This window comes from Sphingomonas sp. SP6, assembly GCF_058313435.1.
In genome coordinates this window covers 265,677-281,641 of record NZ_JBZFLG010000004.1, presented here as the reverse complement: position 1 = coordinate 281,641, position 15,965 = coordinate 265,677, and the positions used below count along the sequence as shown (strand labels likewise).

Genomic DNA, 15,965 nt, shown 5'->3' with positions numbered 1-15,965 from the left:
CAAAGGGGTTCGGGCCGAATCGCGCGCTCACGACGTCCGCCGCGCCGGGGCGGGGCGAAAGCGCCAGACGTCGCCGTTCGCGCTCGCCTTGACGCCGGCGCGGGTGGCGGTGGAACCTTGGTCGAGCGCAGCCAGCAGCGGCTCCACCCCAGCCGCGTCGGACCAAGGCGGATCGGCGATCGCGTTCGCATCCCGGACCGCCGTCACCGCTCGCCGGACAAGGCGCCGCCGCAGTTCCGCGGGCAGACCGCGAACGTCGAGCGCGACCGCCCCTTCCCCGGCGGTCGCGCGCTCCGCCCAAAGCCAGGCGGCGGTCGCTCGCACGTCGGCGTCCACGTCGGCGAGCTGCGCGGCGGCGGCGGCGAGCTGGGGCACGCCCAGCCACTCATGCTGTTCGAGCAGCTGACGGAATCGCGTGCGGTCGTGCCGGGGATCGAGGTTCGCGGGGTCCTCGACGAACGGCGCGCCCGCCCGCCGCACGATCGCGCGCAGCTCGGCCCGGCGCCAGTCGAGCAGCGGCCGGACCACCCGCGTCCCGTCGATCTCGACCCGCGCGCGAATACCCGCGAGCCCCGACAGCCCGGAGCCGCGCGCGGCGCGCATCAGGAAGGTCTCGGCCTGGTCGTCGGCGTGGTGCGCGGTGGCGATCGCGTCGGCGTGCTCGCCGCGCGCCCAGTCCGCGAGCAGCGCGTAGCGAACCTCACGCGCCTGCGCCTGGAGGCTGGCGCCGGCGATCGGCCCGGCCGGGACGAGCGTCGCATGCGGGATGCCGAGCGCGGCGCACTCGCGCGCGACCATCGCCGCTTCGTCCGCGCTCTCGGCGCGGAGCCGGTGGTCGACCGTCGCGACCGTCACCCGGCCGGGCCGCGCCACCGCGGCGAGGATCAGCAGCGCCATGCTGTCGGGCCCGCCCGAGACCGCGAGCGCGAGTGTTCCCGTCTCCCCGGCGACACGCGCGAGATCGGCGGCGAACCGTTCCGCCTCCGCGTCGCCCGCCGCCGCGCCGGCCCGCGATCGCCGTCCCGCCATCAGCCGGTCGCCGCCATCATTTGCACTTGGCGGCGGCGCGCCCCTTCTCGACGTTCGCCTTCATCGTCGCGTCGATCTTCGCGCCATAGACGTCAGTCAACTCGCCATAGACCTTGCAGGCGTCCGCCGGCTTCTTCAGCCGGACCAGCGCCTGCGCGAGGAAATAGAGGCTGTCCGGCGCGCGCTCCCCTTCGGGGCGCTTCTTGTAATTGTCGTAGAACGCGATGGAGGCGAGGCTCGGCTTGCCCTCGTCCAGATACGCGCGGCCGAGCAGGTTCTGGGCGTAGCTGGCGCGACGATGCTCGGGATAGGTGGCGACGACCTTCTTGAGCTGCGCCTCCGCCTCCGGATATCTCTTCGCCGCCCACAGCCGGTAGCCGTACATGTAAGCGTCCTCGGGCGCGTCGCCGGTATCAGGCTTGTCGACCGCCGCGGCGTCGGTCGATGCCGGCTTGGTGGACGTCGGCTTGGCGGCTGGCGGCGGCGTGTCCGCGGTGGGTTCAGGCGCAGGAGCGGCGACCCCGGCGGCGAGCTTCGCGTCGGTCGCCTTGCGATACGCGGCGAAGGCGTCCTCCAGCTGGCGCAGGCGATACTGGTTCTGCTCGATCTGCCCGGTCAGCGTCGCGATCTGCCCCTCGAGCGAGGCGACACGGCTGTTGAGATCGTCGATCGCGCCGCTCGCGGGCGCGCCGCGCGGGGTCGGCGGCGCCTCGTCGCCGGGCGTGATCTGCGGCTCGAGATAGGTGCCCGCGCCGCCGGGGAAGACCTTGCGCTGGACCGCGCGCATCTCGCTCTCGAGCTTGCCGACCCGGGCCTCGACCGCGGATTGGGCGAACGCCGGGATCGGCGCGGCGGCGGCGAGGAGCAGGGCGACGGCGGAGAGATGGCGCATGGAAATCCTCGGCACGGGACGATTGCAGCGGTGTTAATCGCACGCGCCGCCTGTCGCCAGCCTTTACGCAGCCGGCGTCGCGAAGCCGCTGGGCAGCAGATTCACGGGGCCGGTCCGTGACGGAGCCGCATTCGGCCGCTCCCGCCCGGGCGTCCGCGCGGCAGGCCGCCGACGCCGCTCGGAGCCCGCGCCTTGCGCACGCGCGCCCGGTGCGGTGAAGGCGGCGGGGGTCGGCGCGGACGGCGTCGGCGATGCGGCCGCGGCCGGCTGCCCAGCCGCACGCGCGGCGAGCGCCGCGGCCCCGATCGGCACGTCCTTGATCGCGCGCTCGCCGGTGCCGAGCGGGGCGACCGCGGAGCCGTTGAGCGTGATCGTCAATTTATCGGGGCGACCCACGTTGATCATCGGGGTGTTCGCGGTCGGAGGCACGTCGTAGCTTTCGCCCGGCTTCATCGTCCCGAGCTTGAGCGTCGTGTCGGCGGCGTCGTAGATGCGGACCCACACCTCGTCGTTCGCCGTCAGCCGGACCTGGCCGGCGGACGCCGGCGTTGGCGTGGCGGTGGGCGCAGCGGCCGGCACCGTCGCGACGACGGGGGGTGCGGAGGCCCTCTGCGCGCCCCCGCGGAACACGGTGGTGGCGAAGAACAGCGCCGCCAGCACCAGCACCGCGATGCCGACACCGGTGGCGACGATCACCGTCGCGCGCGAGGGAACCCGCTTAGGGTCCGCGATCTCATAGGGCTGATAGGCGGGTGCGGCGCGGGTCGTGTTCGCCACCTCGATGCGGGTGTCGTGCGCCAGCTTGACCTCGTCGGCATCGACTGCGCGGGCATAGCTGCGGACGAAGCCGACCGCATAGGTCGCCGACGGCAGGCCGGCGAAGTTGGAGGCCTCGATGGCCTCGAGATGCCTGAGCGGCACCCGTGTCCGCGCCGCCACCTCGGGCAGCGACAGTCCCTTCTGCTCACGCGCGGCGCGCAGCCGCTCGCCCACGGTTCTGGGGAAAAGCGTCGCGTCGTCGCCGCGACCCTGCTCGGTCATGCCTGTCTCCGATCGGCGGCGACCCGCCGAAGACGCCGTTCGCCGCCGCGTGTCCCACTGCGGTTCAACGGTGTCAATTCCACCGACTCTCGCCTCACCCCAGCTCGACTCCGTTCGTCGCGGCCCAGCCGGCGAGCGCGCCGCGAAGATCGCGCGGGGGCGCCTGCAACAAGCGGCCGAGTTCGGCGGCGAGCGCGGCGCGGTCGAGCGTACGCACCATCGCCTTGATCGGCCCGACCGCGGCGGGAGTGATCGACAGCCGGTCGATCCCAAGCCCGATCAGCGCCATCGCCTCGAGCGCGCGCCCGCCCATCTCGCCGCACACCGCCAGATCGACGCCGGCGGCGCGCGCGGGGTCGACGACCGAACCGATGAAGCGGAGGATCGACGCCGACAGCCAATCGTAGCGCTCGGCGAGCTTGGGGTTGGCGCGGTCGGCGGCGAACAGGAATTGAGTGAGGTCGTTGGTCCCGATCGACAGGAACTGGAGATTGGGCAGGATCAGATCGAGCTGATAGGCGAGGCTCGGGACCTCCAACATCGCGCCGTAGCGGACCTCGGTCGGCAGCCGCTTGCCCCGCGTCGCCAGCCACGCCCGCTGCGCCTCGAACAACGCGCGCGCCTCGTCGAACTCCCAAGCCTCGCTCACCATCGGGAACATGACGTTGAGCGTGCGCCCCGCCGCTGCTTCCAGCAGCGCGCGCGCCTGCGCCTTCATCAGCCCGTCGCGCTCGAGCGAGAGGCGGAGCGCGCGCCAGCCCATCGCCGGATTCTCCTCGTCCTCGCTCCCCTCGTGCGTCAGGTACGGCAGCGCCTTGTCGCCGCCGATGTCGAGCGTGCGGAAGATCACCGGGCGATCGCCCGCAGCGTCGAGCACCTCGCGGTACAGCCGCTGCTGGCGCTCGCGCTGGGGGAGCGTCGCCGAGACCAGGAACTGGAACTCGGTGCGGAACAGCCCGATGCCGTCCGCGCCCGTCAGGTCGAGCGCGGCGGCGTCATCGCGCAGGCCGGCGTTGACCATCAGCGTGATCCGGTCGCCGTCCTTGGTGACCGGCGGCACCTCGCGCAGTGAGGCGTACACCGCCTTGCGCTTCTGGCGCAGCAGCAGCTTGGCGTCGAACGCCTCCTCCATCGCGGTCGACGGGCGGACCTGGACGGTGCCCTCGGTCACGTCGAGCAGGAGCAGGTCGCCCTCGGCGATCGTCCGCCGCACGTCGCGGACCCGGCCGAGCACCGGCACCCCCATCGCACGCGCGACGATGGTGACGTGGGCGGTCAACGACCCTTCCTCCAGGATCACGCCTTTGAGCCGCCGCCGGTCGTACTCGAGCAACTCGGCCGGGCCGAGGTTGCGCGCGATCAGGATCGTGTCCTGCCGCAGCCCCAGCTGCGCCGCGGTCCCCATCTGCCCGGAAACGATGCGGAGCAGGCGGTTCGCCAGATCCTCCAGATCGTGCATCCGGTCGGCGAGGAGCGGATCGTCGATCTGGCGCATCCGCTGGCGGGTGCGCTGCTGGACCCGCTCGATCGCGGCCTCGGCAGTGAGGCCGCTGTCGATCGCCTCGTTGATCCGGCGCGACCAGCCCTCGTCGTAGGCGAACATCTTGTAGGTGGCGATCACCTCGTCATGCTCGCCGCCGACACCGAACTCTGCCTCGCGGGTGATACGGTCGATCTGCTCGCGCATCTTGTCGAACGCGGCATAGACGCGGTGGCGCTCGGCCTCGGTATCCTCGGCGACGGTATGCTCGATGACGATGCGCGGCTGGTGGAACACCGCACAGCCCGCGGCCATGCCGTCGACGAGGCGCTGTCCGGAGAGCCGGATCGCGGCGGTCGATTGGGGCCGGTCCTTGGGGCCGCCCTGGTCGATCAGCCCGGCGTTGGCGATCAGCTCGCTGAGCACCATCGCCACCGTCTGGAGCGCCTCGATCTCGACGTCCGCATAGCGGCGGGCGGCCGAATGCTGGACCGCGAGCACGCCTACCGACCGCTCTCGCCGGACGATCGGGACCCCGGCGAAGCTGTGGAACCGCTCCTCGCCGGTCTCCGGGCGGAACACGAAGTCGGGGTGGCTCGCGGCTTCGTCGAGATTGAGGATCTCGCCGTCCTTCGCGATCGTCCCGACCAGCCCCTCGCCCATCGCCAGCTTGGTGACGTGAACCGCCTCCTCGGCGAGGCCACGGGTCGCGAACAGCTCCAGCACGCCCTCGCGCAGCAGGTAGATCGAGCAGACCTCGCTCTCCAGCGCCTCGCCGATGATCCCGACCACTGCGTTGAGCTTGGCCTGCGCCGGGGCGCGCGACGCCATCACGTCGTGGAGGTTGACCAGGATCTCGCGGGCGGAGGCGGCGGCGGAGAGCGTCATGCCGCCGGTGTAGAGGGGAACGCTCCGAAGCTGAACCGCTCGTTTCCGCTTCCGCTCAAACCGGAGCTATTCCGCCGCCTCCGCCGCCGGCTCACGATCCTTCCACACCAGCACCGGCTTCCGCGCCGCCAGCGTCTCGTCGAGCCGCGCGCGCGGGGCGAAGTGGGGCGCGGACTTGAGCGAGGCGTCGCCGGCCTTGGCCCGCTCCGCCACCGACGTCAGCGCGGCGACGAACTGGTCGATCCCTGCCTTCGATTCGGTCTCGGTCGGCTCGACCAGCATCGCCCCGTGGACGACGAGCGGGAAATAGACCGTCATCGGGTGGAAGCCCTCGTCGATCAGTCCCTTGGCGATATCGAGCGTCGAGAAGCCCTCGGGCAGCCCATCGTCGGAGAACAGCGCCTCGTGCATGCACGGACCCGATGCGGCGAACGGCGCGTCCAGCGTGCCCTCGAGGCGGCGCAGGATGTAGTTGGCGTTGAGCACGGCATCCTCGGCGACCTGCATCAGCCCATCCGCGCCATGACTGAGGATGTACGTCAGCGCGCGGCTGAACATCCCCATCTGCCCATGAAAGGCCGTCATCCGCCCGAAGGTGTCGGGATGGTCCTCGCCCGCCGTCGCCTCCTCGATCAGCCGAATTTGCCCGTCCGGTCCTCGCGCGATGAACGGCAGCGGCGCGAACGGCGCCAGCGCCTCGGACAGCACGGTCGGCCCGGACCCGGGTCCGCCGCCGCCGTGCGGGGTCGAGAAGGTCTTGTGGAGATTGATGTGCATCGCGTCGACGCCGAGGTCGCCGGGGCGCACCTTGCCGACGATCGCATTGAAGTTCGCGCCGTCGCAGTAGACGTAGCCGCCCGCAGCATGGACCGCATCCGAGATCGCCTTCAGGTCGCGCTCGAACAGCCCGCACGTGTTGGGATTGGTGATCATCACCGCCGCCACGTCGGGCCCCAGCCGCGCCGTCAGCGCGTCGGTATCGACGCGGCCCTCGGCGGTCGCCGGGATGTTCTCGACGGTGAAGCCCGCGAAGGCGGCGGTGGCGGGGTTGGTGCCGTGCGCCGATTCGGGCACCAGCACGACACGGCGGTTCCCTTCGCCGCGCTTCTCCAGCGCCGCCTTGATGCACAGGATGCCGCACAGCTCGCCGTGTGCGCCCGCCTTCGGGCTCATCGCGACGCCGTGCATCCCGGTGAGCGTGACCAGCCAGTGCGCGAGCTGATCGATGACGCCCAGCGCGCCCTGCACGGTCTCGACCGGCTGGAGCGGATGGACGTCGGCGAAGCCGGGCAGCCGGGCCATCCGCTCGTTGAGGCGCGGATTGTGCTTCATCGTGCAGCTGCCGAGCGGGAACAGCCCCAGGTCGATCGCGTAATTCTGCCGGCTGAGCCGGGTATAATGCCGGACGGTCTCGGGCTCGGAGAGCCCCGGCAGCCCGATCGGGGCCTTGCGGGTCAGTCCGCCGAGCCGGTCGTGCGCGACGTCACCCTCGGGAAAGTCGACGCCGGTGGTGCGCTCGTCGCCGATCTCGAAGATCAGCGGCTCTTCGAGCATCAGCGCGCGGTTGCCGGTCGAGGTGTTCGGGGCTTCGCCCTGGGCGCTCATCTCGGGGCGCCAGCCGGATCGATTCAGGGTCATTCGGTCACCATCCGAAAGCCGTTCGTGTCGAGCGAAGTCGAGACACTCCGCGGCGGGTTCAGCGTTTGTCCCTCGACTGCGCTCGGGACGAACGGACAGGTGGGCAAGGTCATGCCAGCACCTTCTCGAGCGCCGTCGCCAGCGCCTCGACATCGTCTTCGGTCGTCGTCTCGGTCACGGCGACCACCAGCCCGTGCTCGCGCCCGTCGCCGTCGGGATAGAGTCTGCCGAGCGACACGCCCGCCAGGATGTTCCGGTGCGCGAGATCGCGGACAATCGGCCGCGTCTCGCGGCCGAGATCGAGCGTGAACTCGTTGAAGAACGTGTCGTTGACGACGCGCACCCCCGGCACCTTCGCCAGCCGCTCCGCCGCCTTGACCGCCCCCGCATGGTTGATCCCCGCCAGCCGCCGCAGGCCCGCCTCGCCCAACAGCGTCATGTGAACCGAGAAGGCGAGCGCGCAGAGCCCGGAGTTGGTGCAGATGTTCGAGGTCGCCTTCTCGCGGCGGATGTGCTGCTCGCGGGTCGAGAGCGTCAGCACGAAGCCGCGCTTGCCGTTGGCGTCGACCGTCTCGCCGCACAGCCGGCCGGGCATCTGGCGGACGTATTTCTCCTTGCACCCGAACAGGCCGACGTACGGCCCGCCGAACTGGAGACCGACGCCGATCGACTGACCCTCGCCGACGACGATGTCCGCGTCCATCTCGCCCGGCGAGACCAGCGCGCCCAGCGCCACCGGCTCCGTCACCACCGCGATCAGCAGCGCCTTGGCGGCGTGGCAGGCGTCGGCGAGCGGGCGGAGATCGGCGATGCGGCCGAGGATGTCGGGATACTGGACGACGACGCACGAGGTGTCGGTGTCGATCCTGGCGATCAGCGCACCGAGATCGGTCTCGGCGGTCAGCGCCGGCAGACTCGACTCGAGCTGATCGCCGGTGAACTTCGCCATCGTCTTGGCGACTTCGACGTAATGCGGATGGAGCCCCGACGACAGGATCGCCTTGCCCCGCCGCGTGATCCGCCGCGCCATGCCGATCGCCTCCCAGCAGGCGGTCGAGCCGTCGTACATGCTGGCGTTCGCCACATCGGTCCCGAGCAAACGCGCGACCTGGGTCTGGAACTCGAACAGCATCTGCAGCGTGCCCTGCGCGATCTCGGGCTGATACGGCGTATAGGCGGTTAGGAACTCGCCGCGCTGAATCAGATGGTCGACGCTGGCGGGGACGTGATGCCGATAGGCACCGCAGCCGAGAAAGAACGGGACCTCGCCCGCGACAATGTTCTGCCGCGCGAGCTTCGTCATGTGGCGCTCGACCGCGAGCTCCGGCGTGTGGAGCGGTAGGCCGTGGATCGGGCCGGTGAGGCGCGCGTCATCGGGGACGTCGACGAACAGGTCGTCGATATGGTGCGCGCCGACGGTGGCGAGCATCGCCTCGCGATCGTGGCCGGTCAGGGGAAGGTAGCGCATGGGGTCTCCGGCCGGTGGCCAATCATCCTCCGTCACCTCGGACTTGATTCGGGGTCCAACGATCGGCACGCGACGGACTGGAAACTCCAGCTTTTCCGTTGCGGCACGTTGGACCCCGGCACAAGGCCGGGGTGACGGCGTGAGTTAAAGCGAGGCGACGAACGCCTTGTACGCCGCTTCGTCCATCAGGCTCGACAGCTCGCCCGGATCGGAGAGCGTCACCCTGTAGAACCACCCTGCCCCTTCGGGATCGGTGTTCACCAGGTCGGGCTGATCGGTGAGCGCGGCATTGCCCTCGGTCACTTCGCCCGATGCCGGCGCATAGACGTCCGACGCCGCCTTGACGCTCTCGACCACCGCGGCGTCGTCGCCCTTGGCGAGGATCTTGCCTGCGTCGGGCACGTCGACGAACACGATGTCGCCGAGCTGACCCTGCGCGTAATCGGTGATGCCGACGGTGCCGGCATCACCCTCGACGTCGATCCACTCGTGCTGGTCGGTGAAATATCGCGGCATGATCTATCCTCGATGATAGCGATGGGGGACGAACGGCATCGCGGCGACGGTCGCCTGGTGGACCTTGCCGCGCTGGGCGAGGCGGACCTGCGTGCCCGGCGCGGCCATCGCGGCGGGGACATAGGCCATCGCGATCGGCGCGCCGACGCTGGGGGCGAACCCCCCGGAGGTCACGCGGCCGACCTCGCTGCCGTCCTCGTCGAGCACGCTCGCGCCCTCGCGCACCGGCTGGCGGCCCTCGACCAAGAGGCCGACGCGCTTGGCGACCGGCCCGGATTCGCGCTCGGCAAGGATCCGCGCCGCGCCCGGAAAGTTCGCCTGCGCGCGACGCCGCTTGCTCGCCACCGCAAACCCGAGCGCCGCCATGATCGGTGTCGTGTCGGGATCGAGGTCGTGGCCGTAGAGCGGCAGATCAGCCTCCAGCCGGAGCGAATCGCGCGCGCCCAGCCCGATCGGCTTCACCTCGAGCTCGGCGGCGAGCAGGTCGGCGACGCGCTCGGCGGCGGCGGCAGGGATCGAGATCTCGAACCCGTCCTCACCGGTGTAGCCCGAGCGGCTGACATAAGCCTCGACCCCGGCGATCTCGAACCGCCCGCCGCGCATGAACACCAGCGCGTCGAGCGGCCATTCGCCGGTCGCATGCCGCGCCAGCACCGAAGATGCCTTCGGTCCCTGCAGCGCCAGCAGCGCCCGGTCGTCGAGATGATTGAGCGTGATCTCGTCGGGCAGATGTTCGCGCAGATGGGCGATATCGTCCCACTTGGTCGCGCCGTTGACGACCATGTAGAGGCCGCCCGGCCAGCGGCTCAGCATCAGATCGTCGAGGATGCCGCCGTTTTCCGCGAGCAGCAGCGAGTATTTCTGCTGGCCGACGACGATCCCCGTCACGTCCGCCGGGATCAACTTCTCGAGCTCGTCGTCGACGCCTTCGCCGGACAGCAGCAGCTGCCCCATATGGCTGACGTCGAACAGCCCGGCCTTCTCGCGCACCCACAGATGCTCGGCCATGATGCCTTCGTACTGGACCGGCATCCAGTAGCCCGCAAACTCGACCATGCGGCCGCCGCGTGCGCGGTGCCAGGCATCGAGCGGCAGCGTTTCGGTCGGCGGCGGCGCGTCGGCGTCGGGGTCCGGATCGTGCGAATACGGCTGACCGCGCGCCTGACGGCTGTCGGTTGGTCCATCGTGGACGGCGTGGCTCACATCGGGTCTCCGTCACAGGCTCGAAACGACCAGCGGCCGGAGCCGCGGTTCGTTCCCCCTCTGTCACGGGACCTGAGAGCTTTCCCGCGGACGACCGCGGTTACCCCTTCGGTGGCGGACCCGCAGGCCCGCGCTTTCCAGAGTGTCTCGGCTGCGCGGTCCCTTGTGCCTGAGAGATTCCGGGGACGGTTGCTCCTTCGGCGGCGGGTTCGCCTGAAAGGCCCCGCACTCTCCCGCGCCGCCGCTGCCGCGAGCGGCAATGACTGAGCCCGTGTGGCGGGAGTGGGGAAGCGAGTCAACGAACAATCCTCCCGGGGGACGGGGAGGTGGCGAGCGCAGCGAGACGGAGGGGGGCCCGCCTCCCTACTGACCTCGGTAGGGTGGCGGGCCCCCTCCACCGCTTCGCGGTCCCCCTCCCCGTGCCGAGGAGGATTTCAAACCAACCGGCTCTGCCGCAGCGCCGCCTCGATGAAGCTGGCGAACAGGGGATGAGGGTCGAACGGCTTGGACTTCAGCTCCGGATGGAACTGCACGCCCACGAACCACGGATGATCGGGACGCTCGACGATCTCGGGCAGCATCCCGTCGGGCGACATGCCGCTGAACACCAGCCCGCCCACCTCCAGCCGCTCGCGGTACGCGGTATTGACCTCGTAACGATGCCGGTGCCGCTCGCTGATCTCGGGCGCGCCGTAGATCGACGCCGCGACCGAATTGCCGTCGAGCTTTGCCGGATAGGCGCCCAGCCGCATCGTCCCGCCCAGATCGCCCTCGGCGGCACGGCGTTCGATCCCGGTCTCGCTCATCCACTCGGTGATGAGGCCGACGACCGGCTCCGGAGTCGGCCCGAACTCGGTCGACGAGGCCTCGGCGATCCCGGCGAGATCGCGCGCGCCCTCGACGCAGGCCATCTGCATTCCGAAGCAAATGCCGAAATACGGCACTTGCCGCTCACGCGCGAAGCGGACGCTCGCGATCTTGCCTTCCGCGCCGCGCTCGCCGAACGCGCCGGGGACGAGGATCGCGTGGCACGGCTCCAGCTGGGCGGCGACCTCGGCCTGGTCGCCCTCGAACAACTCGGCGTCGATCCAGCGGATGTTGACCTTGACCCGGTTGGCGATCCCGCCGTGGACCAGGGCCTCGTTCAGCGACTTGTAGGCGTCCTGCAGACCGACGTACTTGCCGACGACGCCGACGGTCACCTCGCCTTCGGGATGCGACAGGCGGTGGACGATCTCGTGCCAGCGCGACAGGTCGGGCGCGGACGACGGCGTGATCCCGAACGCGCGCAGCACCTCCGAATCGAGCCCCTCGCCGTGATATTGCAGCGGCACGGCGTAGATCGACGATGCGTCGAGCGCCGGGATGACCGCGCTCTCGGGGACGTTGCAGAACAGCGCGATCTTCGCCCGCTCGCTCGCGGGTAGCGGCTTCTCGCAGCGGCAGACGAGGACATCGGGCTGAACGCCGAGTGCGGCGAGCTCGCGGACCGAATGCTGGGTCGGCTTGGTCTTCAGCTCGCCCGCCGCGGCGATGTAGGGGACCAACGTGACGTGGACGCTGATCGCATTGCCGCGGCCCACCTCGTTCTTGAGCTGGCGGATCGCCTCGATGAACGGCAGCGACTCGATGTCTCCCACGGTGCCGCCGATCTCGCACAGCACGAAGTCGAGATCGTCGGTCTCCGCCTTGGCGAAGTCCTTGATCGCGTCGGTGACGTGCGGGATGACCTGCACAGTCGCGCCGAGATAATCGCCGCGCCGCTCGCGGGTGATGATCTGCTGGTAGATGCGTCCGCTCGTGACGTTGTCGCTCTGCCGCGCCGCGACCCCAGTGAAGCGCTCGTAATGGCCGAGGTCGAGATCGGTCTCCGCGCCGTCGTCGGTGACGTAGACCTCGCCGTGCTGGTACGGGCTCATCGTCCCCGGATCGACGTTCAGATACGGATCGAACTTGCGGATGCGGACGCGGTAGCCGCGCGCCTGGAGCAGCGCGGCGAGGGAGGCGGCCATAAGGCCCTTGCCGAGCGACGACACCACGCCGCCGGTTATGAAGATGAACCGCGCCATGGGAGGAAACGCCTAGCCTTTAAACACGCATGGAAACAAGCGCGCGGGTGCGACCCGCGCGACGAATGGTGCCGGTGATCCGAAGATCAGCGCGCGAGCGGTACGCCGTTGTCGGGCGCGGGCGGAGCGGCGGCGGCGTTGTCCGGCTGGACGGCGCGAGCGGCGCCCGACAGCGCCGCGCCATCCGCGGGGGCGGGAGCGGTCTGGACCGGCGGGGCCCCGGGGAGCGCGCGCGCGGCGGAGACGTCCACCGTCTGGCTCTGCCGCGTCGCCGCGATCACCGCCAGCGCGATCGACAAGAACACGAAGGCACCCGCCAGCACCGCGGTGGTCCGCGTCAGGAAATCCGCCGCGCCGCGTGCCGACATGAGGCTCGACGGACTGCCGCCCGAGGTCAATCCGCCGCCTTCCGACCGCTGCATCAGGATCACCGTGACCAGCGCGGCCGCGATGATGGCGTGGAGGACGAGCAGGAAGGTGAACATCAAGCGCTTTCGAACACGGCGGGAAATCGCGCGGGCACATAAGCCGCGGGCGGGACTCGATCAACCGCTCGATCCCTTTTCGAAACAAAGGGGGGAAACCACGGCCCCGTGCGGGCGTTCATGCAGCGAAGCGGAACTCGCCGACGTGTCTGGAAAACAATTGGCTACCCTCGCCCAACCCGTGCTGTCCTCCTGGATGACCACTCTGGTGGATTACGTCCGCTCGGGTGAGCCGGATCTGACCAACCGCCAGATGGCGCTGCTGCTGGTGGTGTACCTCATGCCCGGGCCGCACACCGTGCGCGGTCTGGCGGGAATGCTCAACGTCTCGAAGCCGGTGGTGACGCGCGCCTTGAACAGGCTGGGGGCGCTCGGCTATCTGCGCCGCCAGCGCGACGACACCGACAAGCGCAACATCTTCGTCGCGCGCACGTCCGAGGGGGCAGATTTTCTTGAGGAGTTCGGGCATTTCATCGGCGACGGGGACGAACACGAGCGCGAACCCCAGCGACGTCCCGAACACCGGCAGGCCGCCGCGTAAGGTCTTCGCGCTGACCGGCCGGTCCTGCGCGCTCGATCCCCGGACCCACGCCGTGCGCCCCGACATCGCCGATATCCGCCTCGCCGATCAGGTCTTCGCGCCGCATTATGCGCGCGCGATGCGGCGGACGCTGGCGATCTCCGCGCCGTTGCGCTCCGCCCGAGGCGAGGATGCAGAGACGCTGGCGACGCTTGCGCCCGGCGACCCGTTCGATCTGCTCGACGTGACCGGCGCCGCCGCCTGGGGGATCGCGCCCGAAAGCGGACTGGTCGGATACCTCGACGCCAGCGCGCTCGGCGCGTGACCGGCGTTTTCATCGACGGCGCGGCCGGGACCACCGGCCTCGAGATCCGCGAGCGGCTCGCGGGCCGCGCCGAATTCACCCTGGTCGAGGTCGATGAGGCGCGCCGCAAGGATCCCGTCGCCCGGCGCGAGGCCATGAACGACGCCGACGTCGCGATCCTCTGCCTGCCCGACGACGCGGCGCGCGAGGCGGTGGCGCTGGTCGCGGGCGGGCGGACCCGCATCATCGACGCCTCGACCGCGCACCGCGTCGCCGACGGCTGGACCTACGGGTTTCCGGAACTGGACCCCGGCCACGCCGAGCGGATCGCTGTGGCGCGCTTCGTCGCCAATCCTGGCTGCTATCCGACGGGGTTCCTCGCGCTCGTCCGTCCGCTGATCCGGGTCGGGCTGCTGCCGGCGGAGGCGCTGCTGAGCGTCAATGCGACCTCCGGCTATTCGGGTGGCGGCAAGGCGATGATCGCCGAGTTCGAGGGCGGCGGGGCCGGGACGGCATTCCGCCCCTACGCGCTCTCGCTGGCGCACAAGCACGTGCCGGAGATGACCCGCCATGCCGGGCTCGCGATCGCGCCGGTCTTCCAGCCCGCGGTCGCCGACGTCTTCCGCGGGATGATCGTCGAGGTCCCGTTGCATGCCGCGCAACTGACGAGCGGCCTCGACGCACTCGCCGGGACGCTGGCGGAGGCCTATGCGGCAAGCGCGGTCGTTCGAATCGCCGCGGCCGACACCGCGACCGTCGCGATCGAGGACGACGCCGGGACCGACCGCATGACCCTGCGCGCCTTCATCAACGCCGCCGCCGGCCAGGCGCGGCTGATCGCGACCCTGGACAATCTCGGCAAGGGTGCCGCCGGCGCGGCGGTCCAGAACCTCAACCTCATGGCCGGGCTCGATCCCACCGCCGGCCTCACGCTCTGATCGGAGCCACCCTCATGACCCGCACTCCCGTCTCCAAGCTGCTTCTGTTCGGCGCGACCGGCGATCTCGCCAAGCGGATGCTGCTGCCGTCGCTATTCAATCTCCACGCCGACGGGCTGCTGCCCGCCGATCTCCAGATCATCGGATCGGCGCGTGGCGACCTCGACGACAAGGGCTACCGGGACCTCGCCGCCAAGGCGCTCGACGAGTTCCTGTCGGACGACCGCAAGGACGAGGCGGCGATCAAGAGCTTCGCCGATCGGCTCGGCTTCCAGCCCGCCGACTTGAGCGATCCGAACAGCTTCCAGCCGCTTGCCGAGAAAGTCGGCGACATCTCCGGCGGGCTCGCGATCTATCTCTCGACCGCGCCGTCGCTGTTCGAATCGGCGGTCGAGGGGCTCCAGAAGGTCAATCTGACCGGCGACACCGTGCGCATCGCGCTGGAGAAGCCGCTCGGCTACGATCTCGCCTCGTCGAAGGAGATCAACGACACCGTCGGACGCGCCTTTCCCGAAGAGCGGATCTTCCGGATCGACCATTATCTGGGCAAGGAGACGGTCCAGAACATCCTCGCGCTCAGATTCGGCAATTCGTTCTTCGAGCCCGTTTGGAACACGCACGGCGTCGACAACGTCCAGATCACGATCAGCGAGACCGTGGGGTTAGAGGATCGCGCCGGCTATTACGACGGCGCCGGGGCGCTCAGGGACATGGTCGCCAACCACATCCTCCAGCTCGTCGCGCTGATCGCGATGGAGCCGCCTGCGCGTTACGACATGACCGCGGTGCGCGACGAGAAGGCGAAGGTGTTCCGCTCGCTGCGCCTCATCAAGCCCGAGGATGCGGCCAAGGACACCGTGATCGGCCAGTACACCGGCGGCGCGGTCAAGGGCGAGATCGTCAAGGGCTACGACGAGGAGCTGGGCAAGGATTCGAACACCGAGACCTTCGTCGCGATCAAGGCGCACATCGACAATTGGCGCTGGCAGGGCGTCCCCTTCTATCTGCGGACCGGCAAAAGGATGCCGACCCGCCGCAGCGAGATCGCGATCCAGTTCAAGCCGGTACCGCATTCGATGTTTTCGGGCCGCGGCGGGCTGCTCCAGCCCAACGTGCTGGTGATCCGGCTCCAGCCCGAGGAATATATCCAGCTGCTGGTGATGGCGAAGGAGCCCGGGCTCGACCGCGACGGCGTCCGGCTGCGCGAGGTGCCGCTGAACCTCAGCCTCGACAACGAGTTCGCCGGGACCAGGCGGCGGATCGCCTATGAGCGGCTGCTGCTCGACCTCGTCGAGGGCGACCAGACGCTGTTCGTCCGCCGCGATGAGGTGGAGGCGCAGTGGACCTGGATCGACGCGATCCGCGAAGGCTGGGCGGCGAACGGGATGAAGCCGAAACATTATTCGGCCGGCAACTGGGGCCCCGCCGCCTCGATCGCGCTGACCGAGCGCGACGGCGTGACCTGGCAGGACGATTGATTCTCGCCCGGTGGGG

General features: G+C 70.0%; 14 protein-coding genes and 2 riboswitches. Of the genes, 4 read left to right on the top strand and 10 right to left on the bottom strand.

Going from position 1 to position 15,965, the window contains the following annotated elements; translation table 11 throughout:
* Nucleotides 1-27 precede the first annotated feature (27 nt).
* The 10 genes from tilS to secG form a co-directional block, all read right to left on the bottom strand.
* The gene (gene tilS / locus AC4GYY_RS14795; protein ID WP_491121636.1) at nucleotides 28-1,029 is read right to left on the bottom strand and encodes a tRNA lysidine(34) synthetase TilS; all 1,002 of its coding nucleotides are present in this window, start codon (nucleotides 1,027-1,029) and stop codon (nucleotides 28-30) included.
* Nucleotides 1,030-1,045: 16 nt separating this feature from the next.
* Complete coding sequence (locus AC4GYY_RS14790) at nucleotides 1,046-1,921, bottom strand: hypothetical protein (RefSeq protein ID WP_491121634.1); 876 nt, start codon at nucleotides 1,919-1,921, stop codon at nucleotides 1,046-1,048.
* Between the two features lie 63 nt (nucleotides 1,922-1,984).
* Nucleotides 1,985-2,962: a helix-turn-helix domain-containing protein gene (locus AC4GYY_RS14785; RefSeq protein ID WP_491121633.1), complete on the bottom strand. Its 978-nt coding sequence runs from the start codon at nucleotides 2,960-2,962 to the stop codon at nucleotides 1,985-1,987.
* Between the two features lie 94 nt (nucleotides 2,963-3,056).
* Complete coding sequence (gene ptsP / locus AC4GYY_RS14780; protein WP_491121631.1) at nucleotides 3,057-5,330, bottom strand: phosphoenolpyruvate--protein phosphotransferase; 2,274 nt, start codon at nucleotides 5,328-5,330, stop codon at nucleotides 3,057-3,059.
* Between the two features lie 66 nt (nucleotides 5,331-5,396).
* On the bottom strand, nucleotides 5,397-6,968 hold the full coding sequence (gene gcvPB / locus AC4GYY_RS14775) for an aminomethyl-transferring glycine dehydrogenase subunit GcvPB (RefSeq protein ID WP_491121629.1): 1,572 nt from the start codon (nucleotides 6,966-6,968) through the stop codon (nucleotides 5,397-5,399).
* 109 nt (nucleotides 6,969-7,077) lie between these two features.
* Nucleotides 7,078-8,436: an aminomethyl-transferring glycine dehydrogenase subunit GcvPA gene (gcvPA, locus tag AC4GYY_RS14770; protein WP_491121627.1), complete on the bottom strand. Its 1,359-nt coding sequence runs from the start codon at nucleotides 8,434-8,436 to the stop codon at nucleotides 7,078-7,080.
* Between the two features lie 144 nt (nucleotides 8,437-8,580).
* The gene (gcvH, locus tag AC4GYY_RS14765) at nucleotides 8,581-8,952 is read right to left on the bottom strand and encodes a glycine cleavage system protein GcvH (RefSeq protein WP_491121626.1); all 372 of its coding nucleotides are present in this window, start codon (nucleotides 8,950-8,952) and stop codon (nucleotides 8,581-8,583) included.
* Nucleotides 8,953-8,955: 3 nt separating this feature from the next.
* Complete coding sequence (gcvT, locus tag AC4GYY_RS14760; RefSeq protein ID WP_491122018.1) at nucleotides 8,956-10,047, bottom strand: glycine cleavage system aminomethyltransferase GcvT; 1,092 nt, start codon at nucleotides 10,045-10,047, stop codon at nucleotides 8,956-8,958.
* A gap of 158 nt (nucleotides 10,048-10,205) precedes the next feature.
* A riboswitch (glycine riboswitch) is annotated at nucleotides 10,206-10,301 on the bottom strand.
* A riboswitch (glycine riboswitch) is annotated at nucleotides 10,302-10,401 on the bottom strand.
* Between the two features lie 188 nt (nucleotides 10,402-10,589).
* Entirely contained in the window at nucleotides 10,590-12,224 is a 1,635-nt protein-coding gene (gene pyrG, locus AC4GYY_RS14755; RefSeq protein WP_491121625.1) for a CTP synthase, read from the bottom strand.
* Between the two features lie 86 nt (nucleotides 12,225-12,310).
* Nucleotides 12,311-12,709: a preprotein translocase subunit SecG gene (secG, locus tag AC4GYY_RS14750; RefSeq protein WP_491121624.1), complete on the bottom strand. Its 399-nt coding sequence runs from the start codon at nucleotides 12,707-12,709 to the stop codon at nucleotides 12,311-12,313.
* 196 nt (nucleotides 12,710-12,905) lie between these two features.
* Here secG and AC4GYY_RS14745 point away from each other — a divergent pair, with 196 nt between their 5' ends.
* From AC4GYY_RS14745 to zwf, 4 genes are read left to right on the top strand one after another with little or no spacing between them, the layout of a single operon-like run.
* Nucleotides 12,906-13,250 carry a MarR family transcriptional regulator gene (locus AC4GYY_RS14745; RefSeq protein ID WP_491122016.1) on the top strand — a complete coding sequence of 115 codons (345 nt, stop codon included), beginning with the start codon at nucleotides 12,906-12,908 and terminating at the stop codon, nucleotides 13,248-13,250.
* A gap of 52 nt (nucleotides 13,251-13,302) precedes the next feature.
* Nucleotides 13,303-13,554, top strand: coding sequence for an SH3 domain-containing protein (locus AC4GYY_RS14740; protein ID WP_491121622.1), 252 nt, complete (start codon nucleotides 13,303-13,305; stop codon nucleotides 13,552-13,554).
* Nucleotides 13,551-14,471, top strand: a complete 921-nt coding sequence (gene argC / locus AC4GYY_RS14735) for an N-acetyl-gamma-glutamyl-phosphate reductase (RefSeq protein WP_491121621.1) — start codon at nucleotides 13,551-13,553, stop codon at nucleotides 14,469-14,471. Before AC4GYY_RS14740 ends, argC begins: the two co-directional genes overlap by 4 nt.
* 14 nt (nucleotides 14,472-14,485) lie before the next feature.
* Nucleotides 14,486-15,949: a glucose-6-phosphate dehydrogenase gene (zwf, locus tag AC4GYY_RS14730; RefSeq protein ID WP_491121620.1), complete on the top strand. Its 1,464-nt coding sequence runs from the start codon at nucleotides 14,486-14,488 to the stop codon at nucleotides 15,947-15,949.
* Nucleotides 15,950-15,965 lie beyond the last annotated feature (16 nt).

Bases quoted from the DNA above. Each gene is read 5' to 3' on its own strand.
- tilS (WP_491121636.1), bottom strand. From the start codon at position 1,029: ATGGCGGGACGGCGATCGCGGGCCGGCGCGGCGGCGGGCGACGCGGAG.
- AC4GYY_RS14790 (WP_491121634.1), bottom strand. From the start codon at position 1,921: ATGCGCCATCTCTCCGCCGTCGCCCTGCTCCTCGCCGCCGCCGCGCCG.
- AC4GYY_RS14785 (WP_491121633.1), bottom strand. From the start codon at position 2,962: ATGACCGAGCAGGGTCGCGGCGACGACGCGACGCTTTTCCCCAGAACC.
- ptsP (WP_491121631.1), bottom strand. From the start codon at position 5,330: ATGACGCTCTCCGCCGCCGCCTCCGCCCGCGAGATCCTGGTCAACCTC.
- gcvPB (WP_491121629.1), bottom strand. From the start codon at position 6,968: ATGACCCTGAATCGATCCGGCTGGCGCCCCGAGATGAGCGCCCAGGGC.
- gcvPA (WP_491121627.1), bottom strand. From the start codon at position 8,436: ATGCGCTACCTTCCCCTGACCGGCCACGATCGCGAGGCGATGCTCGCC.
- gcvH (WP_491121626.1), bottom strand. From the start codon at position 8,952: ATGCCGCGATATTTCACCGACCAGCACGAGTGGATCGACGTCGAGGGT.
- pyrG (WP_491121625.1), bottom strand. From the start codon at position 12,224: ATGGCGCGGTTCATCTTCATAACCGGCGGCGTGGTGTCGTCGCTCGGC.
- secG (WP_491121624.1), bottom strand. From the start codon at position 12,709: ATGTTCACCTTCCTGCTCGTCCTCCACGCCATCATCGCGGCCGCGCTG.
- AC4GYY_RS14745 (WP_491122016.1), top strand. From the start codon at position 12,906: ATGACCACTCTGGTGGATTACGTCCGCTCGGGTGAGCCGGATCTGACC.
- zwf (WP_491121620.1), top strand. From the start codon at position 14,486: ATGACCCGCACTCCCGTCTCCAAGCTGCTTCTGTTCGGCGCGACCGGC.